This is a genomic window from Ruegeria sp. AF8 (genome assembly GCF_056541825.1).
Genome location: NZ_JBQFYW010000005.1, coordinates 146950 through 164085, shown reverse-complemented (window position 1 = coordinate 164085; position 17136 = coordinate 146950). Strand labels below are relative to the sequence as shown.

The following is a 17136-nucleotide window of genomic DNA, read 5'->3' as shown; positions in this document are numbered from 1 at the left end:
ACGCAATGCCCATGCGGACCGGTGCCTGGATGCCGGTGGCCGTGTCGTTTCCAGACTATGCGAAGGAGGACGGAGATGAGCGATCTGGTTTGCGTCGGCTCGGTTGCGGGCTCGTTCGGGGTTCGCGGCGAGGTGCGGCTGAAAAGCTTTTGCGCCAATCCCGAGGACATCGAGAGCTATTCGCCCCTGACCGATGAATCCGGGCAAGAGCGTTATCCTCTCATCCTCACCCGCCCGATCAAGAACGGCTTCGCGGCCCGGCTCGGCGGGGTCGAGACCAAGGAACAGGCCGATGCGGTCAAGGGCCTGCGCCTTTACGCCCGCCGCGATCAGTTGCCTGCACTGCCGGATGACGAGTTCTATCATGCCGATCTGATCGGACTGGAAGTCTATGACACCGGCGGCGCATTGCTGGGCCGGGTCAAGTCGGTGCTCAATCACGGCGCCTCGGACCTGTTGGAAATTCACGGGCCCGGTCTGAAGACAACCGTGCTTTTGCCTTTTACCCTGGCCTCTGTGCCCACGGTCGATCTGGCCGCAGGCCGCATCGTCGCGGACCCGCCAGAGGGATTGTTCTGAGAAATGACTGACGCGCCTTCCCGTTCCCATGGCCGCAAGTCCATTCGTCCCACCGTGAAGCCACGCGAGCTGATCACGTCCACACCCGACCTGCACGGCGTATGGAAAGCCAAAATCATAACCCTGTTCCCGACGGCTTTCCCCGGTGTTCTGGGTGAAAGCCTGACTGGCAAGGCGCTGCAAGAGGGGCTGTGGCAACTCGAAACCATCGACTTGCGCCAGTTCGGCATCGGCAAGCACCGCAATGTCGATGACACGCCAGCGGGCGGCGGCGCGGGTATGGTGCTGCGCGCCGATGTTCTGGGTGCAGCCATCGAACACGCGATGGAGGGTGTACGCGGCAACTGGCCTCTGATCTATCTCAGCCCGCGCGGACGCCGGATGGACCAGCCGCTGATGAAGACGTTCGCGCAATGCAACGGTATCACCCTGCTGTGCGGGCGTTTCGAAGGCGTGGATGAGCGGGTGCTGGAACATTATGGCGTTCAGGAGGTCAGTCTTGGCGATTTCGTCATGACCGGCGGCGAGATTGCCGCGCAGGCGCTGATTGATGCGACCGTCCGGCTGATTCCAGGCGTTCTGGGCAATCAGTCCTCGACCGAAGAGGAAAGCTTTACCTCGGGCTTGCTGGAGCACCCGCAATACACGCGTCCCGCTGAATGGAAGGGACGGCCAATTCCCGAGGTTTTGATGTCAGGGCATCACGGTAAAGTGGCCGAGTGGCGGCACCGCCAGTCAGAGGAAATCACCAAGGCCCGCCGAACGGACCTGTGGGACGCGTACCAACGCGTGAAAGGTGAGCGGCAGGATTGATCCGGCTTGCGAACCGGATTGCGCCCCCTGACACGGCGCCCTATCCGATTTCTCCGGCCGCCCAGCGGAGCCAGACTTCCGCTCCGCTGCGAAAGACGTTGATGTCGACCTTGCCGTTCACGCCCGGAACAAGGCCGGTGCCGGTGTATTGCCAGAATGTCCAGAACGCGCCCGGATAGACCTGACGCGGATGGCCTGCGACCGATCGCAACCAGAATTCGGTCCGGCGCAGGCGCCCGATATCTGTGTCGCGATAGAAATCGACTGTGGTATATACGACCGGACGTCGGTCGTAATGCGCCTCGAGTATATCCAGAAACCGGGCCGCCTCGGCCCGGACCGTGGCCCCGTCGGGGCGCAGTGGGCAGGTTCTTGATCGATGGTTCCACTCCATGTCCAGAACATGCGGCAGGTCCGCGCCCTTCGGGACGTTGCGAATGAACCAGCGCGCCTGTTCATCGGCCGGACGGCAGAAATAGTAATAGTGATACGCGCCCCAGGGCACACCAGCCGCCCGCGCGCCGCTGCGATGGTTGTCAAACATCGGGTCGGCCAAATCGCCGCCCTCGGTCGCCTTGATGAAAACGAAATTCACGCCGGACGCTTTCGCGGTTGACCAATCGATATCCCCCTGCCAGCGCGAGACGTCTATGCCATGAACCGGAAAGGACCGCGGCCCGCGCCCTTTCCATGGGTGCGGATCGGCGTCACCGAACTTGGGGTAGGTCACCAGTGATGCCGCTTTTGCGGAATAGTTTGGTTGCGCCGGTGCAACCGACACGGGCGCGGGTCGCCCGCACGACATCAAGACGAAAAGAGCCGACAGCAGCGGCAGAAAAAGGCGCATGAACCTGCTCCATCTCAAATCGGTTTGTTGTTATTGGCCTCTGGACGACAGCATGCGGGTTCTGTAGCGGAAAACAACATGGCAAATCGAAAACAACCGGATTCTTGCCGGCCCGCGCCCGTTTGAGCGGCAATTCGGACCCATGCGCCAATCGGGGCTTGATCCGGGGCCACAAATTCCCTAAACGACCGCAATCCGGAATCGCTTTCTGCGGCTCCGGTGTTTTGGCTTGTTTCGTATCCTTTCGCCAGGCTTTCTTCAGCCACGGCACTGCGCGGACAGACCGAACGACAGGAACATTCGACCTGACCTCTGGCGGGCTGCGGACGGCGGAACCCGATGAAGACCAAGAGCTCTCAGGCCGTGCTCAACTTCGTGGACCAACCACGAGCAGATAGGAGAATTGCGATGGATCTGATCGCACAGCTTGAGGCGGAACAGATTGCCGCCCTGGGAAAGGATATTCCCGATTTCAAAGCCGGTGACACCATCCGCGTCGGCTTTAAGGTGACCGAAGGCTCGCGCACCCGTGTGCAGAACTACGAAGGCGTCTGCATCGCGCGCAAGAACGGCGAAGGCATCGCCGGTTCGTTCACCGTCCGCAAAATCTCGTTCGGCGAAGGCGTGGAGCGTGTGTTCCCGCTGTATTCGACCAACATCGAAAGCATCACCGTCGTTCGCCGTGGCCGCGTGCGCCGCGCCAAACTGTATTACCTGCGCTCGCGCCGTGGGAAATCCGCGCGTATCGCAGAAGTCACCAACTACAAGCCCAAGGCTGGCGCCGAGGCGTAAGGAGCGGAAAGATGAAAAAAGACATCCATCCCGACTACCACATCATCGACGTCAAAATGACCGACGGCACCGTGGTTCAGATGAAATCCACCTGGGGCGCCGAAGGCGACCAGCTGGCCCTGGAAATCGACCCCTCCTCGCACCCTGCGTGGACTGGCGGGACCTCGCGCCTGCTGGACGCGGGCGGCCGTGTGTCGAAGTTCAAGAAGAAATACGAAGGTTTGGGTTTCTGAACCTGGACCAATTCGAATGCGTAAGGGCCGCCCAAATTGGGCGGTCTTTTTTTTGGCCGCGTTGGATATCCGCGCGGGACCACTTTAGCATGGTCGTTGAAAACCGATGACGAGCGATGTTGACAACAGATATTGCTGAAAGAGCCGACCCCGCTTTGTCACAACAACCATCCCCTGCACTGCTGCCGATACCCAAACGTCAGAAGCGGCCGGAAATTCAACTATTGGACACACCAGACAACACATCGAAGTATTTCTCCGGATCCGTACGCAGGTTTTCCAGGATCGTTGCTTGAATCTTTTCATTCCGGTTGGTGATTTTTTTGACCAGCCTCCTGTGTACCGGTCTAAACGGCGGCAAACGCCTGTTTCTGAAGATAAACAGTCTGAAATACGAAGCGGCCCAGTCAGAGTACGTCTGTGGCCTGCGACCCATCGCTCCCAGGTGGTAGAAAACATCACCGTAAATACCGCTCAGAACCGGGTGAACGTCAACGGCGTTTGAACGGTAAAGGCGAATCCAATCCAATCCATTCTTTTGCAGTCCGATAGCATAGCCGATACCGGAATCGATTCTCTGACCGGTAGCTCTGGAGAATGCTTCAAGTTCTTCGCGATCCTGCTCACACGGGAAAAAGGACGGCTCATACTTTTCGAAAAAATCCATTCGACACATCAAGCCAGATGGATGAGGCAAGCAGACATCTTGATTTTCAGCGCGGAAAACAGCGGCCAGTGGTGTTTGTTCGGTAAGTTGCACGCTGAGTTGTTCAACCCATCCCGACTTGATCGGAAAGGAATCTGCATCGAGTGTCACAAAATGCGTACATCCCGAGTTTGCAGCGCTGCGAACAAGCTGGTCAAGATAATGGCTGTGTTCCCTGCTCGGATTCCCAATTCGCTCTGCATCGCTTTCAATTAGACTGACTCGCGGGTGGTTTTCAAGAATACTCAGAGTAGTCGGATGCAGGCGCAGAGGAACAGCGAATATCTGGTAGTCCACCCCTTTTGTATTCTGCCGAATCTGTCTCAGTTGGAGCTTTATGAACCAGTTCAATTTTGGTCGCACAAAATAGACAATCAGAATCCCCAACTTCAAATCCAAACTCCATTATTTGTCATCTGACCGCAGCTTTCGGCCTCGTTTTTCGCGCCGCATTGTGGGTGTTTTTCAGGCGTCGCCGGTTCGTCGCCCAGAGTATCGCAAACGAATGTCCAAGTGCCACCCGTTATGTACCGGTCAGTTCAACACGATGACTTGGTGTCTGGATCGTATTGCTTTCATGTCTGGCCGCAGGCACGGTCGACCGGCCTGCGGCCAGACAAAAGATCAGGTGAGATCCACCGTTTCGGCCTCGGGCGCGTTCTTTTTGACCGACTCGATGCCGTTGTCCCGCGCCGCAGTGCTTTCGTAGACTTCGCTGGTGCCGATGACCTGGCCGTTGGTGGCCTTCAGGTTGAACATCCACTTGCCGTTGCTGGTGTCCTTGCGTTCGAACCGCGCATCGTCCTGAGCGTTCTTCTGCACCGACTCGATTCCGTTTTCGGCGCTGGCGCGCTGCTTGTACCCCTCGCTGGCCAGAATGACCTGCCCGTTGCCCGCCTTGAGTCGGAACCGGAATTCCCCGGCCTTGTCCGTATACAGCTCAAATTTCCCTGCCATGATCTGAATGCCTTTCGTGTTGCGGTAAGATTGTGGAAATTTACCCGCCATTGCAGCATTGGCAAACCTTTTCCGCACCTTACGTCGGGCGAAGTCAATCTGATCCGGCCAGGGGCACGAAACCGCGGCCCGCACTCGGTCTGTTTTTACAAAATGACCCGGTTACACCGCTTCCCTTCACCACCGCCACAACATATAGTGTGTGGCAACAAAACGCCGACAAGCGTGTGGGAGACGAGAAGGACAGGCATGGCACACATTATCGTGGTCGGAAACGAAAAGGGTGGTGCGGGCAAATCGACAGTTTCGATGCATGTGGCCACGGCGCTTGCCCGGCTTGGCCACTCGATTACGACGTTGGATTTGGACCTCAGACAGCGAAGCCTGGGCCGATACTTTGAAAACAGAGGCAACTATCTGAATGGCTCGGCGATGAAATTGCCAAGCCCCGACCACCACGACCTGCCCGAAATCGACCCGACCACGCTGAAACCGGGCGAGAACATCTATGACCACCGTCTGTCCGCTGCCGTCTCACGCCTGGAAGGCGACAGCGATTTCATTCTGATCGATTGCCCCGGCTCTCACACCCGGCTCAGCCAGGTGGCGCATTCGCTTGCCGATACTCTGATAACCCCTCTCAACGACAGCTTCATCGACTTCGACCTGCTGGCGCGGATCGACAGCAAAGGCGAAAAGATCCTCGGGCCTTCGGTCTATTCCGAAATGGTCTGGAACGCCCGTCAGTTGCGGGCGCAGGCCGGGCTGAAACCGATCGACTGGGTGGTCGTGCGCAACCGGGTCGGCACCCAGCGCATGGTCAACAAGGAAAAGATGCAGCGCGCGATCGAGATGCTGTCCAAGCGCATCGGCTTCCGCGTCGCTTCGGGCTTTTCCGAGCGGGTCATATTCCGTGAATTGTTTCCCCGCGGCCTGACCCTGCTGGATCTCAAGGATATTGGCGTCAAACAGCTCAATATTTCCAACATCGCAGCCCGTCAGGAATTGCGCGACATGATGAAAGAACTGAACCTGCCAGGTGTGGAGATTGATTTTTGATGGTTCGGGTTCGCTATGCGGACAGGGCCGCCAATCACCCGATGTTTCACGCCGCCGGGCCCCACTCCGCGCCGCGCATAAGTTGGTTCTCCTGACTGACTAGTAACGACCGGATCTCTGCTAAGGGGAAAGCGTCGATACCAAGGAGCGTCTCCCAGAAATCGCGGCGATCAGCGTCATCCTCAAACCTCCAAATGTGCACCAACTGGTTCAGCGCGCCAGTATCGGTTGTGAAATATCCCACGCAGTGTTTCGCGAGACCGGCCGCTTCGATTGCGGGCCAAGCTTTCTCACGGTAGAGCGCGACGAGTTCGGGCATTCGGCCAACCTGCACCTGATAAGTACGACGTTCGTATAGCGGCATATTCGTCTCCTTTGGGCTCGGTGCCGTCATTCGCTGAAGTATCATGAGTGACCGCTTTGCGGACTTAGCTGCCTTCCACATTATTGCCAGTATCTAACGGCTATATCTGCGACATTCCGATGAAGATACTGGATTCGAAATGCAAACGATTGAAGACAAGACGTTCAGCAAGTCAGGAGAGGCAAGCTCTTGGCTTAGTGCGCTGAAATCAAAAACACACCTTGATGAACTTTTGGATAGCTATCCTGATGGCCCTATTTTTAGGGGTGATGACGTGCGTCGCACACTGGAATTTTTGCAGCTATGCGCAGCCTATGAGAGCCAAATCCACATACATGACAATGAAATGGACGGGGCTATTCTAACGATAGACTATGAATTCGGGACAATGGACCCGAAGCAGATGGAGTTGGCATTTTCTTTTTCTCATCCTGAACACGAAGGCACAATTTCTTTCACCCTCAGCGTAGTTAAGAATATCCAATCAGAGTTTCTCGTTTTTGGCGACCGCGTTTTTTCCCAACTGGTTTGAATCAATTGGGCACCTACACAAAGGGCTCCCAGTGGTCGATCGCCGTGCGCCTCACGAACATCCGCTGCTGATAGCCGCTGTTCGCCACGGCAGGATTAAACTGGCAAGAATCGGACCGTTGCCTGCAAGGCCGGGGTCTGTTTGTCCTACAAGTGCCGTCTGATCCTCAGAGACGTCGAGATGCTCGCGAACCACGCCCTTGTGGATTACAACGTCGAAGCCGGGTCCGCCTGTTCTGTCAGAACTATCCGGTTGGGGGGAGGTCGGCTACGATCTGTAAGGACAACGGATGGTGGCCCTGTACCTGGCGCCTCACGTGGCGTCGCGGGGAATGAGGTTCCACCGGTCCGGCGAATTATTTTCGCCCGACCATGTTTCGGCGCGCGACCCAAGATCGTCGTAGAGAAATGACATGAGCGTCCGGACGCGGGCGGTGTTTCTCAGGTCCGGGTGAGTCAGCACCCAAAGGTGCATGTCGAGGTTCCGGATCGTGTCCGAAACCCGGATCAGCCGGTCGTCGGTATCCCCCGCGTAGCACGGCATGATCGTCACCCCGAGCCCGAGTGCGGTCGCGTTCAGCACCGCCCGGGCGCGGCTGCACTGAAAGACCGCGCGGTCCTCACCGTCTTCCTTGCTGGACCACACCGTGGGAACCCGCCAGCTCGCCATTCCTTCGACGAAGCAGAATTGATGCTCGGCAAGCGGTCTGTCACCGGCTGTCTCCATATAGGCGTCGGTGGAATAAAGCGCGAAGCGAAACGGGCAGAGCCTGCGTCCGAAACTCGACTCGGGCGCCTTTTTCGTGGCGCGGATGGCGACCTCGGCCTCGCGCCGGCCAAGGTCCACATGTCCAAGCCCCGGGCTGACATCGACGCTGATTTCGGGATGCAGGGCGTTGAAGCGGGCGACGATCTGCGGGGCTTCCTCGGTCGCGAATGCATCCATGCAGGTCATGCGAATGCGCCCGCTTAGGCGCTCGTCCTGGCCCATGACCAGGACTTCCAGCGCCTTCACTTCCGCTTCGATCCGCTCGGCGGTCTCAAGCGCAACCCGCCCGGCGTCGGTCATGAAATAGCCGCTATCGAAGCGGTCGAAATACCGCACGCCGGTGCGTTCCTCGATCGCATTGATGTTTCGGAAGACTGTGCTGCGCGTCTTGCCAAGCACCTTAGCGGCCCCATTGACGCTCCCGGTTCGGCAGAGCGCAAGGATCACCTGCAAATCGCTCCATTCGAGCGATCTGCTTGTGTCCTGCATGTCTGCGGTTTTCGGTTTCGCCATGGGGGTGCCCGTTTTTGCACTACAGAACGCTATTAAAGGCCAATTCTGCAACGCCATCAAGATTGGCATCGTGATCCACATCAACAGCAACCGCCGACGGCTGGACAAGGTTCCAAACCGCCCGAGGCGAAACCCGAAAGGCAAACATCATGTCGCAGATCCAGTTCAACAATATGATGGAAGCTTCGCTGGTCGGTGCGGAGGGCACCGAGGTGGTCCTGAGCCACGTCATCCTTCCCCCGAATTTCACCCTGCCCAAGCACTGGCACCCGGGTGAGGAATTCGTCTACGTGCTGGACGGAAGCCTGACGCTTTGGCAGGAGAATGCCGAGGACACCACCGTGCAGGCCGGTGACGCCCTCAAGGTCCCCTACAAGGTCGTGCACACGGTTCGCACTGGCGCTGAAGGGGTCAAGCTCGTGATTTTCCGGGTCCACGAAGCCGGTCAGCCAGAGCGCATTCTGGTCGAGGACGCCGCCGCCACCGTCGCGTAATACCTTTGGCGCCACCGCCCCCTTGCCGGGGGCGGAACGGCCCAGTGGTGGGCGTCATTATTGCAGTCATGAATGGCGCTGGAACACAAGCCGCAACCAATCATCGTAGGCGACTCGGCCATCCCCGCCAGATCGACATTGCGCGGATGCGGGCCATCGGGAAGCGATCGAGATCAGACTGGCAGAGCCGCCTCGCCGCACGCGGTTCGAAGCTGACCTGCGGCGGTGCAGCGAATGGCCAAGATTCAAGGTTGAGTGAATGGCGGCTTCCGTTGAAGGCGCCTAGCCGGTTTGCGCGTGCTGTGAACGTCCGGAATCCGCCCAAGGCTGCAAATTCGTGGCTTTTGCAGCACCTGTCAATTCGGGCTCATTGCGAACATCGTCCGGAATAATTGCTCGCGCTCTAGCCCCCCGGCCTGAACAGTGTGAACAGTTCTTTCGGCTCGGACACTCCGCGCAGCATGTAGCGGCCCAGCGACACAAGGTCATGTTCGCTGTCTTCGGCGGCGCGGGCAACGTCGTCGGACATCAGAATACCCTGATCCAACGCACGGTGCATCCCGGCGATCCGTGACGCCTGGTTCACGGCCGGCCCGATCACGGTGAAATCCAGCCGGCTTTCGGCACCTATGTTGCCATAAAGGATTTCCCCGGCATGCAGGGCAAGGGTAAATCCCGTCACGGGCAACCCGGCCTTTTCACGTTCGGCGTTCTTTTCGTCCATCCTGTCCTGCAACAGGGCAACCGCCTGCAGCGCGGCCAAGGCATCTTCGCGGCTGTCACCCACATCGAACATCGCCATCAGGCCATCGCCCATGAACTTGAGGATGTTGCCCCCGCAATCATGCACCGCGCCGACGGCCACCGCGAGATAGTCGTTCAGCATCGCGATGAGGTCCGGGCCGGGAAGGCGCTCGGCCAGACTGGTGAAACCAGCGAGGTCGAAGTTCCAGATCACCGCGTCGATCTCCTGCAGGGACCCCCGCTGTATCTCACCCGAAAGCACCCGGTGCCCGGCGTCCCGGCCCAAATAGACCTGCAGCAGATCATGAGCCATCTTCCGGTTGGCCGCCGATTTCAGCGCCAGTCCAAGATGCGGCATGGCCTGGCGGAGGAAATTCAGATCTTCATCTTTGAACCCGTCGGCATGGTCGGTCGTCCAGGACATCAAAACGCCCTCGGGGGCATTGTTTGGGTCCAGAGATTCCTCGGGGTCCCATTTGTCCAGCACCAGCCCCATCGCCACATAGTCGGTCGCCCCGTCCTGACGCAGTTCATTGAGTATCGGAAACCGGCTTGGCTCGTTCTGATCCAGCAACCTCTCACGCAATTCCCTGGCGCCGGATTTCAACAGTTCGTACATGGGGCTTCGAACCCATTGCTCACTGGCGTTGTTTGCGCGCAAATAGTGTTCCTGCTCGATATCCCGGTCCCGGTTCCAGTTATAGCCCGAGCCGCCATAGCTGGGATGGAATGCGCTTTGCGCCGCGTGAAACCGCATCAGCGGCACGCCCGCCTTGATCAGCCGTTGGCAGTACCCTTTCAGGATATCTTGCTGGCTTGCCCCTTCAAGACCCTGCTGCAAAAGCCAGCTGATCAGGGCATCGGCATGATGGGATGCGTCGGTCATGTGCTTCATCAACTCCAATCAGAGTGGGACTGACTTGGGAATACCGGCCCCAGATGTCCAGAGCGTCAGTCCATTCCCGCAAGCCTGCGCAACATCATTCTCAACAGCGCAGCCTCTCCCTTGGTGAAATGCGAAGCGAGTTTTGCATCATACTGCTCTGCAATCCCGCGCAATTCGCGATAAACCGCTGTTCCGGCAGGCGTCAGTGTCAGCCGCTCGACCCTGCGATCCTTTTCGTCACGTTGCCGCGTCAGATACCGCCGCTGCGCCAGTTTGTTGACGGCGCGGCTGACCTTGGTTTTGTGAATCTTGGCGCGTTCACCGATTTCAGTGGCGGTCATCTCTCCATAATTGCCCAGATGAAACAGCACGCGCCATTCGGTGCGCAGCATGCCATAGCGATTCTTGTAAACGCGCTGAAACTCCAGCGAACTTTCCTCGGCCGCCTGATTCAGCAGAAAAGGCAGGAAATTTCGCAGATCGAAGTCATCTTTTTCAGTGATTTTTTCATGTCCCATGCTTGTTAGTTACAAAATCAACTATTATCCGACAAGTGTAAACGGAGGAACGCGCAATGAACCATCCGGCTGACCCGCACGAAATGACCCAGGCCAGCACGCCTGTTGGCACGCACCAGGGCTATATGCCCGGCTTTGGAAACGACTTTGAAACCGAAGCCTTGCCCGGCGCCCTGCCCCAGGGCATGAACAGCCCGCAAAAATGTAACTATGGACTATATGGTGAACAACTCAGCGGCACGGCCTTTACCGCGCCGCATCCCGAGCGGACATGGTGTTATCGCATCCGGCCCTCGGTGAAGCATTCGCACCGGTACGAAAAGATCGACCTGCCCTATTGGAAATCCGCCCCTTGCGTCGATCCGGATGTGATCAGCCTGGGCCAGTACCGCTGGAATCCGGTCCCTCATTCGGATGAGGGTCTGACCTGGCTGTCCGGCATGCGCACCATGACCACGGCAGGCGACGTGAACACGCAGGTCGGCATGGCCAGCCACATCTATCTGGTCACCGAGTCGATGGTGGACGATTATTTCTATTCCGCCGATTCCGAATTGCTGGTGGTACCCCAAGAGGGCCGTCTGCGATTCGCCACCGAGCTTGGCATCATCGATCTGGAGCCCAAGGAAATTGCCATCATCCCGCGCGGCCTCTTGTATCGTGTCGAGGTGCTGGAAGGGCCGGCCCGTGGATTTGTCTGCGAAAATTACGGCCAGAAATTCGAATTGCCGGGGCGTGGTCCCATAGGCGCCAACTGCATGGCCAATCCGCGCGACTTCAAGACCCCGGTCGCCGCGTTCGAAGACCGCGAGGTTGCGTCGACCGTGACGATCAAATGGTGCGGCCAGTTCCACACGACCAGGATTGGCCACAGCCCGCTCGACGTGGTGGCCTGGCACGGCAACTATGCGCCCTGCAAATACGATCTGCGCAACTATTGCCCCGTCGGCGCGATCCTGTTCGACCATCCCGATCCGTCGATCTTTACCGTCCTGACCGCCCCCTCGGGTCAGCCGGGCACGGCCAATATCGACTTTGTCCTGTTCCGTGAACGCTGGATGGTGATGGAGGACACGTTCCGCCCGCCATGGTATCACAAGAACATCATGTCGGAACTGATGGGCAACATCTATGGCCAATATGACGCCAAGCCGCAGGGCTTTGTTCCCGGTGGCATGAGCCTGCACAACATGATGCTGCCGCATGGGCCGGACAAGGAAGCCTTTGAAAAGGCGTCGAATTCGAATCTCGGACCGGACAAGCTGGAAAACACCATGTCCTTCATGTTCGAAACCCGTTTCCCACAGCACCTGACCGCGTTCGCCGCCAATGAGGCGCCGCTGCAGGATGACTATATCGACTGCTGGAGCGACATCGAAAAGAAATTCGACGGCACACCCGGCAAGAAATGACAACGATTTGGGTTGAGATTTTTCGTCGAAAAATCCTGCCGCACCCTGACCAAGGTTTGGAGAGACCATGCCATTGATGAAATCCTGGGTGGCTTCGGCCAATGACGCCAACCACCCGTTTCCTCTGAACAACCTGCCCTATGGGGTCTTTTCGACTTCGGGCGGGGAACCCCACTGCGGCGTTGCCATCGGCGACATGATTCTGGACATCACCGAAGCGGAATCCGAGGGCCTGATTGCCCTGACCGATTTCCCGTTGTTCGACGTGCCCTACTGGAACGACCTGATGGAGGAAGGCCCCGCCGTCTGGGCGGCGCTGCGCGACCGCCTGATCGCGTTGCTGGCGGAAGGATCGGCTGAACGGGAAAAGGTCGAGGCCCTGCTTGTGCCAATGACCGACGCCGAGATGCACATGCCGTTTGCCGTCAGCGAATACACCGATTTTTATGCGGGCCGAAATCATGCCTTCAACGTCGGCACCATGTTCCGGGGACCGGAAAACGCCCTGCCACCCAATTGGCTGCACATTCCCATCGGCTACAATGGGCGCGCGTCATCGGTCGTGGTTTCGGGCACTGACGTCCGCCGCCCCTGGGGCCAGTTGAAAGGACCGAACGATCCGCTGCCCCGGCATGCCCCTTGCGCGCGCTTCGACATCGAACTCGAGATGGGTGCGATTGTCGGCACCGCTTCGGAAGGCCCGATTTCGGTGCAGGAGGCAGACGATCATATCTTTGGCTATGTGCTGCTGAACGACTGGTCGGCGCGCGACATACAAGCCTGGGAATACCAGCCGCTTGGTCCGTTCCAGGCCAAGGCGACCGCCACCTCGATCTCTCCTTGGATCGTGACCAGGGCGGCGCTGGAACCATTCCGCTGCGACACCCCCGCGCGCGAGTTCGAACTGCTGGATCATCTCAAGGATTGCGGTCCGATGCTTTATGACATCGAGCTTGAGGTGACGATGGCACCCGAGGGCAAGGCCGCCTCGACCATCGCGCGGACGAACTACAGGGAAATGTACTATTCCGCAGCGCAGCAACTGGCGCATCACACCACCTCGGGCTGTCCGATGAATGCGGGCGACCTGCTGGGCTCGGGCACCATTTCGGGCGCGACCAAGCCGGAACGCGGCTCATTGCTGGAACTCAGCTGGGGCGGGAAAGAACCGTTGACGCTGGACACCGGCGAGACCCGCAGCTTCATCGAAGATGGCGACACACTGACCCTCAGGGGCGCTGCCAGGGGCGACGGCTATACCATCGGCTTCGGTGACTGCACCGGCACCGTTCTGCCCGCACTCGAAAACCCTTACAAAAGATGACGCGCTGACCTTCATCTTTTCACGAATACTCCCGCCGGAGGCGTTCCCAGCACACCTTCGCCGCAACGAAAACAGGATTGAACACCATGGCCAAAGCATTCGCGTCGCAAGGCGACATGACCGAAAAGAAAATCTCCTTCACTGAAGTCGGCGAGGGCCTTTATGCTTTCACCGCCGAGGGTGACCCCAATTCGGGCGTCATTATCGGCGATGACAGCGTTATGATCGTCGAGGCACAAGCCACGCCGCGTCTGGCGAAAAAGGTGATCGAATGCGTCCGCTCGGTGACGGACAAACCGATCACCCACGTAGCTTTGACCCACTACCACGCCGTGCGCGTGCTGGGTGCCAGCGCATTCGGCGCGCAGCAGATCCTGATGTCGGACATGGCGCGCGCCATGGTCGTCGAACGCGGGCAGGAGGATTGGGACAGCGAGTTCCAGCGTTTTCCGCGCCTGTTCGAAGGGCATGAAAGCATCCCCGGCCTGACCTGGCCCACCACAACCTTCAGCGACACGATGACAGTCTATCTGGGCAAGCGCCGGATCGACCTGATGCATCTGGGCCGCGCGCACACGGCGGGCGATATCGTCATCCACGTCCCCGATCAGAACGTGATGTTCACCGGTGACATCGTCGAATATCACTCGGCCTGCTATTGCGGCGACGGGCATTTCGGCGACTGGGGTGACACCCTGGACGAAATCAAGTGGTTCGACGTGGACGCCATTGCACCGGGACGGGGCGATGCGCTGGTCGGCAAGGATATGGTCAACGCCGCCATCGAGAACACGCGCGATTTCGTCGAAAGCACCTATCGCCCGGCGGCGAAGGTCGCGGCACGCGGCGGATCGCTGAAAGAGGCATGGGATGCGGTGCGCGCCGAATGCGACCCGAAATTCGCCGAATACGCGATCTATGAACATTGCCTGCCCTTCAACGTCGCCCGCGCCTATGACGAGGCGCGAGGCATCGACACACCGCGGATCTGGACCGCGCAACGTGACCTTGAAATGTGGGAGGCATTGCAAGGCTGATCCGGGGTTTGCGGCGACATTGATCCAGATCGTGTCGCCGCCCGGAAAACGATGAAAGGATAAGATAATCCCTCCGGCGCGCCCGTGGCGGAGGACAGGAGACCTGCGCCATGTGCGCACTTTATTTGGGGGGAGAGCCCATGAACAAAATCTTCGAAGTCCCGCTCTATGCTTATGAGCACAGCCCGGATCAGGACGCGCCAACACCAGTTCGCCACAAGGTGATCGTGGTCGGCGCCGGCCCCATCGGTCTGGGTGCGGCAATCGATCTGGCGCAACAAGGCATCGAGGTTCTGGTGCTGGACGACAACGACAAGGTCAGTTTCGGCAGCCGGGCCGTGTGTTATGCCAAGCGGCCACTGGAAATTCTCGACCGTCTGGGTTGCGGCCAGCCGATGGTGGACAAAGGTGTCGAGTGGAATATCGGCAAGGTATTCTTTGACGACCGGCAGGTCTACGAGTTCAACCTGCTCCCCGAGGAAGGGCATCAGCGCCCCGCATTCATCAACCTGCAGCAATATTATTTCGAAGAATACATGGTGAACCGCGTCCGCGAGTTGCAGGCCGCCGGCGCTCCGATCGAGATCCGCGGCCGCAACAAGGTCGAGGCCATCGGCACCCATCCCGATCACGTCAAGGTCGAGGTCGAGACCCCCGAAGGCTCCTACACGGTTGAGGCCGACTGGCTGATCGCCTGTGACGGCGCGGGCTCGCCCATCCGGGCGATGCTGGGCAAGGATTTCGTGGGCCGCGTGTTCGAGGACAACTTCCTGATCGCCGACGTGATCATGGAGGCCGATTTTCCCACCGAACGCTGGTTCTGGTTCGACCCGCCGTTCAACAAGGGCCAGTCGGCACTATTGCACAAGCAGCCCGACAACGTGTGGCGGATTGATCTGCAATTGGGTTGGGACATTGACAAGGAACGCGAAAAGCGCCCGGAAAATGTGATCCCCCGCCTCAAGGCGATGCTGGGCGAGGATGTGCAGTTCGAACTGGAATGGGTCAGCATCTACACCTTCCAGTGCCGCCGCATGGAACAGTTCCGTCATGGCCGGGTGATCTTTGCCGGCGATGCTGCGCATCAGGTCAGCCCCTTTGGCGCTCGTGGCGCAAACTCGGGCCTGCAGGACACCGACAACCTGATCTGGAAGCTCAAGCTGGTGCTTGACGGCAATGCGCCGGAGAGCCTGCTGGACAGTTATGACTACGAACGCATCCATGGCGCGGACGAGAACATCATGAACTCGACCCGCTCGACCGATTTCATCACGCCGAAATCGGACATGTCCCGCATCATGCGCGACGCGGTGCTGGATCTCAGTGAGCACTATGAGTTCGCGCGCCCGCTGGTCAACTCCGGCCGCCTGAGCGTACCTTGTACCTATGACGGCTCGCCACTGAATTCGGCGGATGCGCTGAACGGTCCGGCACGCACGCGGCCCGGCTCTCCCTGCCCCGATGTCAAGCTCAAGGATGGCTATTTGCTGCCGATGCTGGGCGGCAAGTTCACGCTGCTGACCATCGACGCGGATGCCCCCGACCAGATCGAAGAGGACGGGATCGTGGTCAACCGTCTGGCCTTATCGATCAAGGACGACCCGACACTGGAGCTCAAACGCCGTTATCTGGGCGAGTCCACCAGCGGCGTCTACCTGATCCGGCCCGACCAGCACGTCGCGGCGCGCCGCGATACGTTTGAAGAAAACTCGTTCCGGCATGCCGTCCGCCGGGCCACCGGCAAGGAGTGAGACTATGGCCGATCTGAATCTGACACCCAATATCGACAATGCCGACAATTTCTATGCCGCCCTTCTGGCCGCACATGAAGGGCTCGAGAAAGCTGATAGCGACGCGCTGAACGCCCGGCTCGTTCTGGTTCTGGCCAACCATATCGGTGACCAGTCGGTTCTGACCCAGGCAATCAAGGCCGCCGCCCTGCAGGAGGAGTAACCCCAATGAAAATCGAGAAAATCCACCACGTGGCGTATCGCTGCAAGGACGCCAAGGAAACCGTCGAATGGTACGGCAAGATGCTGAACATGGATTTTATCCTGGCAATTGCCGAGGATCATGTGCCATCGACGCACGAGCCCGACCCCTATATGCACCTGTTTCTGGATGCCGGTAACGGCAATGTTCTGGCCTTCTTTGAATTGCCGACCAAGCCCGAAATGGGCCGCGATCCGAACACGCCCAAATGGGTGCAGCACATCGCCTTCAAGGTGAAGGATCGCGAGGAGCTGCTGAAGTTCAAGGATCATCTCGAAGCCAACGGCGTCGAGGTTCTGGGCGTCACCGATCACTCGATCTTCCACTCGATCTATTTCTTCGATCCCAGCGGCCACCGCATCGAACTGGCCTGCCCGGACCCGGAAGAGGAAAAGTTGCTGGCCAAGCTGGACGATGTGAAATGGGAAATGCTGGAGGAATGGTCAAAGACCAAGAAGGCGCCCAAACACGCGGACTGGCTGCACGCCAAGGAACTGAGTAACCTCTGACGGCAGGGGTGATACGATACAGGCAACCGGCTCCGCGCCGGTTGCCTTGTCATTTGG

The 17136-nt window shown here is 58.8% G+C and carries 20 protein-coding genes; 13 read left to right on the top strand and 7 right to left on the bottom strand.

Translation table 11 applies throughout. The features are described from left to right. The first annotated feature begins 75 nt into the window (after positions 1-75). Both rimM and trmD read left to right on the top strand, forming a co-directional pair. Positions 76-579, top strand: a complete 504-nt coding sequence (gene rimM / locus ACR0AO_RS11445) for a ribosome maturation factor RimM (RefSeq protein WP_480603511.1) — start codon at positions 76-78, stop codon at positions 577-579. A gap of 3 nt (positions 580-582) precedes the next feature. Next, the gene (gene trmD, locus ACR0AO_RS11440; protein WP_480603509.1) at positions 583-1392 is read left to right on the top strand and encodes a tRNA (guanosine(37)-N1)-methyltransferase TrmD; all 810 of its coding nucleotides are present in this window, start codon (positions 583-585) and stop codon (positions 1390-1392) included. A gap of 40 nt (positions 1393-1432) precedes the next feature. On the opposite strand, the gene ACR0AO_RS11435 is transcribed toward trmD, so the two are convergent. Continuing rightward, the gene (locus ACR0AO_RS11435; RefSeq protein ID WP_480603507.1) at positions 1433-2239 is read right to left on the bottom strand and encodes a glycoside hydrolase family 25 protein; all 807 of its coding nucleotides are present in this window, start codon (positions 2237-2239) and stop codon (positions 1433-1435) included. 408 nt (positions 2240-2647) lie between these two features. Between ACR0AO_RS11435 and rplS the strand changes: the two genes are divergently transcribed. Then, positions 2648-3031 carry a 50S ribosomal protein L19 gene (rplS, locus tag ACR0AO_RS11430; RefSeq protein ID WP_480603505.1) on the top strand — a complete coding sequence of 128 codons (384 nt, stop codon included), beginning with the start codon at positions 2648-2650 and terminating at the stop codon, positions 3029-3031. Between the two features lie 11 nt (positions 3032-3042). After that, positions 3043-3264: a 50S ribosomal protein L31 gene (gene rpmE / locus ACR0AO_RS11425; RefSeq protein ID WP_480603503.1), complete on the top strand. Its 222-nt coding sequence runs from the start codon at positions 3043-3045 to the stop codon at positions 3262-3264. Between the two features lie 217 nt (positions 3265-3481). Here rpmE and ACR0AO_RS11420 read toward each other — a convergent pair whose 3' ends face one another. After that, positions 3482-4357, bottom strand: coding sequence for a hypothetical protein (locus tag ACR0AO_RS11420; RefSeq protein WP_480603501.1), 876 nt, complete (start codon positions 4355-4357; stop codon positions 3482-3484). Between the two features lie 237 nt (positions 4358-4594). Further along, positions 4595-4927, bottom strand: coding sequence for a YegP family protein (locus ACR0AO_RS11415; RefSeq protein ID WP_480603499.1), 333 nt, complete (start codon positions 4925-4927; stop codon positions 4595-4597). A gap of 249 nt (positions 4928-5176) precedes the next feature. Here ACR0AO_RS11415 and ACR0AO_RS11410 point away from each other — a divergent pair, with 249 nt between their 5' ends. Continuing rightward, the gene (locus ACR0AO_RS11410; protein ID WP_480603497.1) at positions 5177-5986 is read left to right on the top strand and encodes a division plane positioning ATPase MipZ; all 810 of its coding nucleotides are present in this window, start codon (positions 5177-5179) and stop codon (positions 5984-5986) included. Positions 5987-6032: 46 nt separating this feature from the next. On the opposite strand, the gene ACR0AO_RS11405 is transcribed toward ACR0AO_RS11410, so the two are convergent. Then, positions 6033-6350 (bottom strand): NIPSNAP family protein, encoded by a 318-nt coding sequence (locus tag ACR0AO_RS11405; RefSeq protein ID WP_480603495.1) that lies wholly within the window; start codon positions 6348-6350, stop codon positions 6033-6035. Between the two features lie 139 nt (positions 6351-6489). On the opposite strand from ACR0AO_RS11405, the gene ACR0AO_RS11400 reads away from it, so the two are divergent. After that, a complete protein-coding gene (locus tag ACR0AO_RS11400; RefSeq protein WP_480603493.1) occupies positions 6490-6882 on the top strand; it encodes a hypothetical protein in 393 nt (130 codons plus the stop codon). A 312-nt stretch (positions 6883-7194) separates the two neighbouring features. On the opposite strand, the gene ACR0AO_RS11395 is transcribed toward ACR0AO_RS11400, so the two are convergent. Beyond that, entirely contained in the window at positions 7195-8163 is a 969-nt protein-coding gene (locus ACR0AO_RS11395; protein ID WP_480603491.1) for a LysR family transcriptional regulator, read from the bottom strand. Positions 8164-8312: 149 nt separating this feature from the next. On the opposite strand from ACR0AO_RS11395, the gene ACR0AO_RS11390 reads away from it, so the two are divergent. Next, positions 8313-8657 carry a dimethylsulfonioproprionate lyase family protein gene (locus ACR0AO_RS11390; protein WP_480603489.1) on the top strand — a complete coding sequence of 115 codons (345 nt, stop codon included), beginning with the start codon at positions 8313-8315 and terminating at the stop codon, positions 8655-8657. Positions 8658-9060: 403 nt separating this feature from the next. Here ACR0AO_RS11390 and ACR0AO_RS11385 read toward each other — a convergent pair whose 3' ends face one another. Both ACR0AO_RS11385 and ACR0AO_RS11380 read right to left on the bottom strand, forming a co-directional pair. Continuing rightward, positions 9061-10287 (bottom strand): adenylate/guanylate cyclase domain-containing protein, encoded by a 1227-nt coding sequence (locus ACR0AO_RS11385; RefSeq protein WP_480603487.1) that lies wholly within the window; start codon positions 10285-10287, stop codon positions 9061-9063. A gap of 65 nt (positions 10288-10352) precedes the next feature. Further along, positions 10353-10805, bottom strand: a complete 453-nt coding sequence (locus ACR0AO_RS11380) for a MarR family winged helix-turn-helix transcriptional regulator (protein ID WP_480603485.1) — start codon at positions 10803-10805, stop codon at positions 10353-10355. 56 nt (positions 10806-10861) lie between these two features. Here ACR0AO_RS11380 and hmgA point away from each other — a divergent pair, with 56 nt between their 5' ends. The 6 genes from hmgA (at position 10862) to ACR0AO_RS11350 (ending at position 17079) form a co-directional block, all read left to right on the top strand. Then, the gene (gene hmgA / locus ACR0AO_RS11375; RefSeq protein WP_480603483.1) at positions 10862-12217 is read left to right on the top strand and encodes a homogentisate 1,2-dioxygenase; all 1356 of its coding nucleotides are present in this window, start codon (positions 10862-10864) and stop codon (positions 12215-12217) included. 67 nt (positions 12218-12284) lie between these two features. Next, positions 12285-13541 (top strand): fumarylacetoacetase, encoded by a 1257-nt coding sequence (fahA, locus tag ACR0AO_RS11370; protein ID WP_480603480.1) that lies wholly within the window; start codon positions 12285-12287, stop codon positions 13539-13541. A gap of 86 nt (positions 13542-13627) precedes the next feature. Then, positions 13628-14578 carry an MBL fold metallo-hydrolase gene (locus tag ACR0AO_RS11365; RefSeq protein ID WP_480603477.1) on the top strand — a complete coding sequence of 317 codons (951 nt, stop codon included), beginning with the start codon at positions 13628-13630 and terminating at the stop codon, positions 14576-14578. A gap of 140 nt (positions 14579-14718) precedes the next feature. After that, the gene (locus tag ACR0AO_RS11360; protein WP_480603475.1) at positions 14719-16329 is read left to right on the top strand and encodes an FAD-dependent oxidoreductase; all 1611 of its coding nucleotides are present in this window, start codon (positions 14719-14721) and stop codon (positions 16327-16329) included. Between the two features lie 4 nt (positions 16330-16333). Beyond that, the gene (locus ACR0AO_RS11355; protein ID WP_480603473.1) at positions 16334-16531 is read left to right on the top strand and encodes a DUF2783 domain-containing protein; all 198 of its coding nucleotides are present in this window, start codon (positions 16334-16336) and stop codon (positions 16529-16531) included. 5 nt (positions 16532-16536) lie between these two features. Further along, positions 16537-17079 carry a VOC family protein gene (locus ACR0AO_RS11350; protein WP_480603471.1) on the top strand — a complete coding sequence of 181 codons (543 nt, stop codon included), beginning with the start codon at positions 16537-16539 and terminating at the stop codon, positions 17077-17079. Positions 17080-17136: the final 57 nt, after the last annotated feature.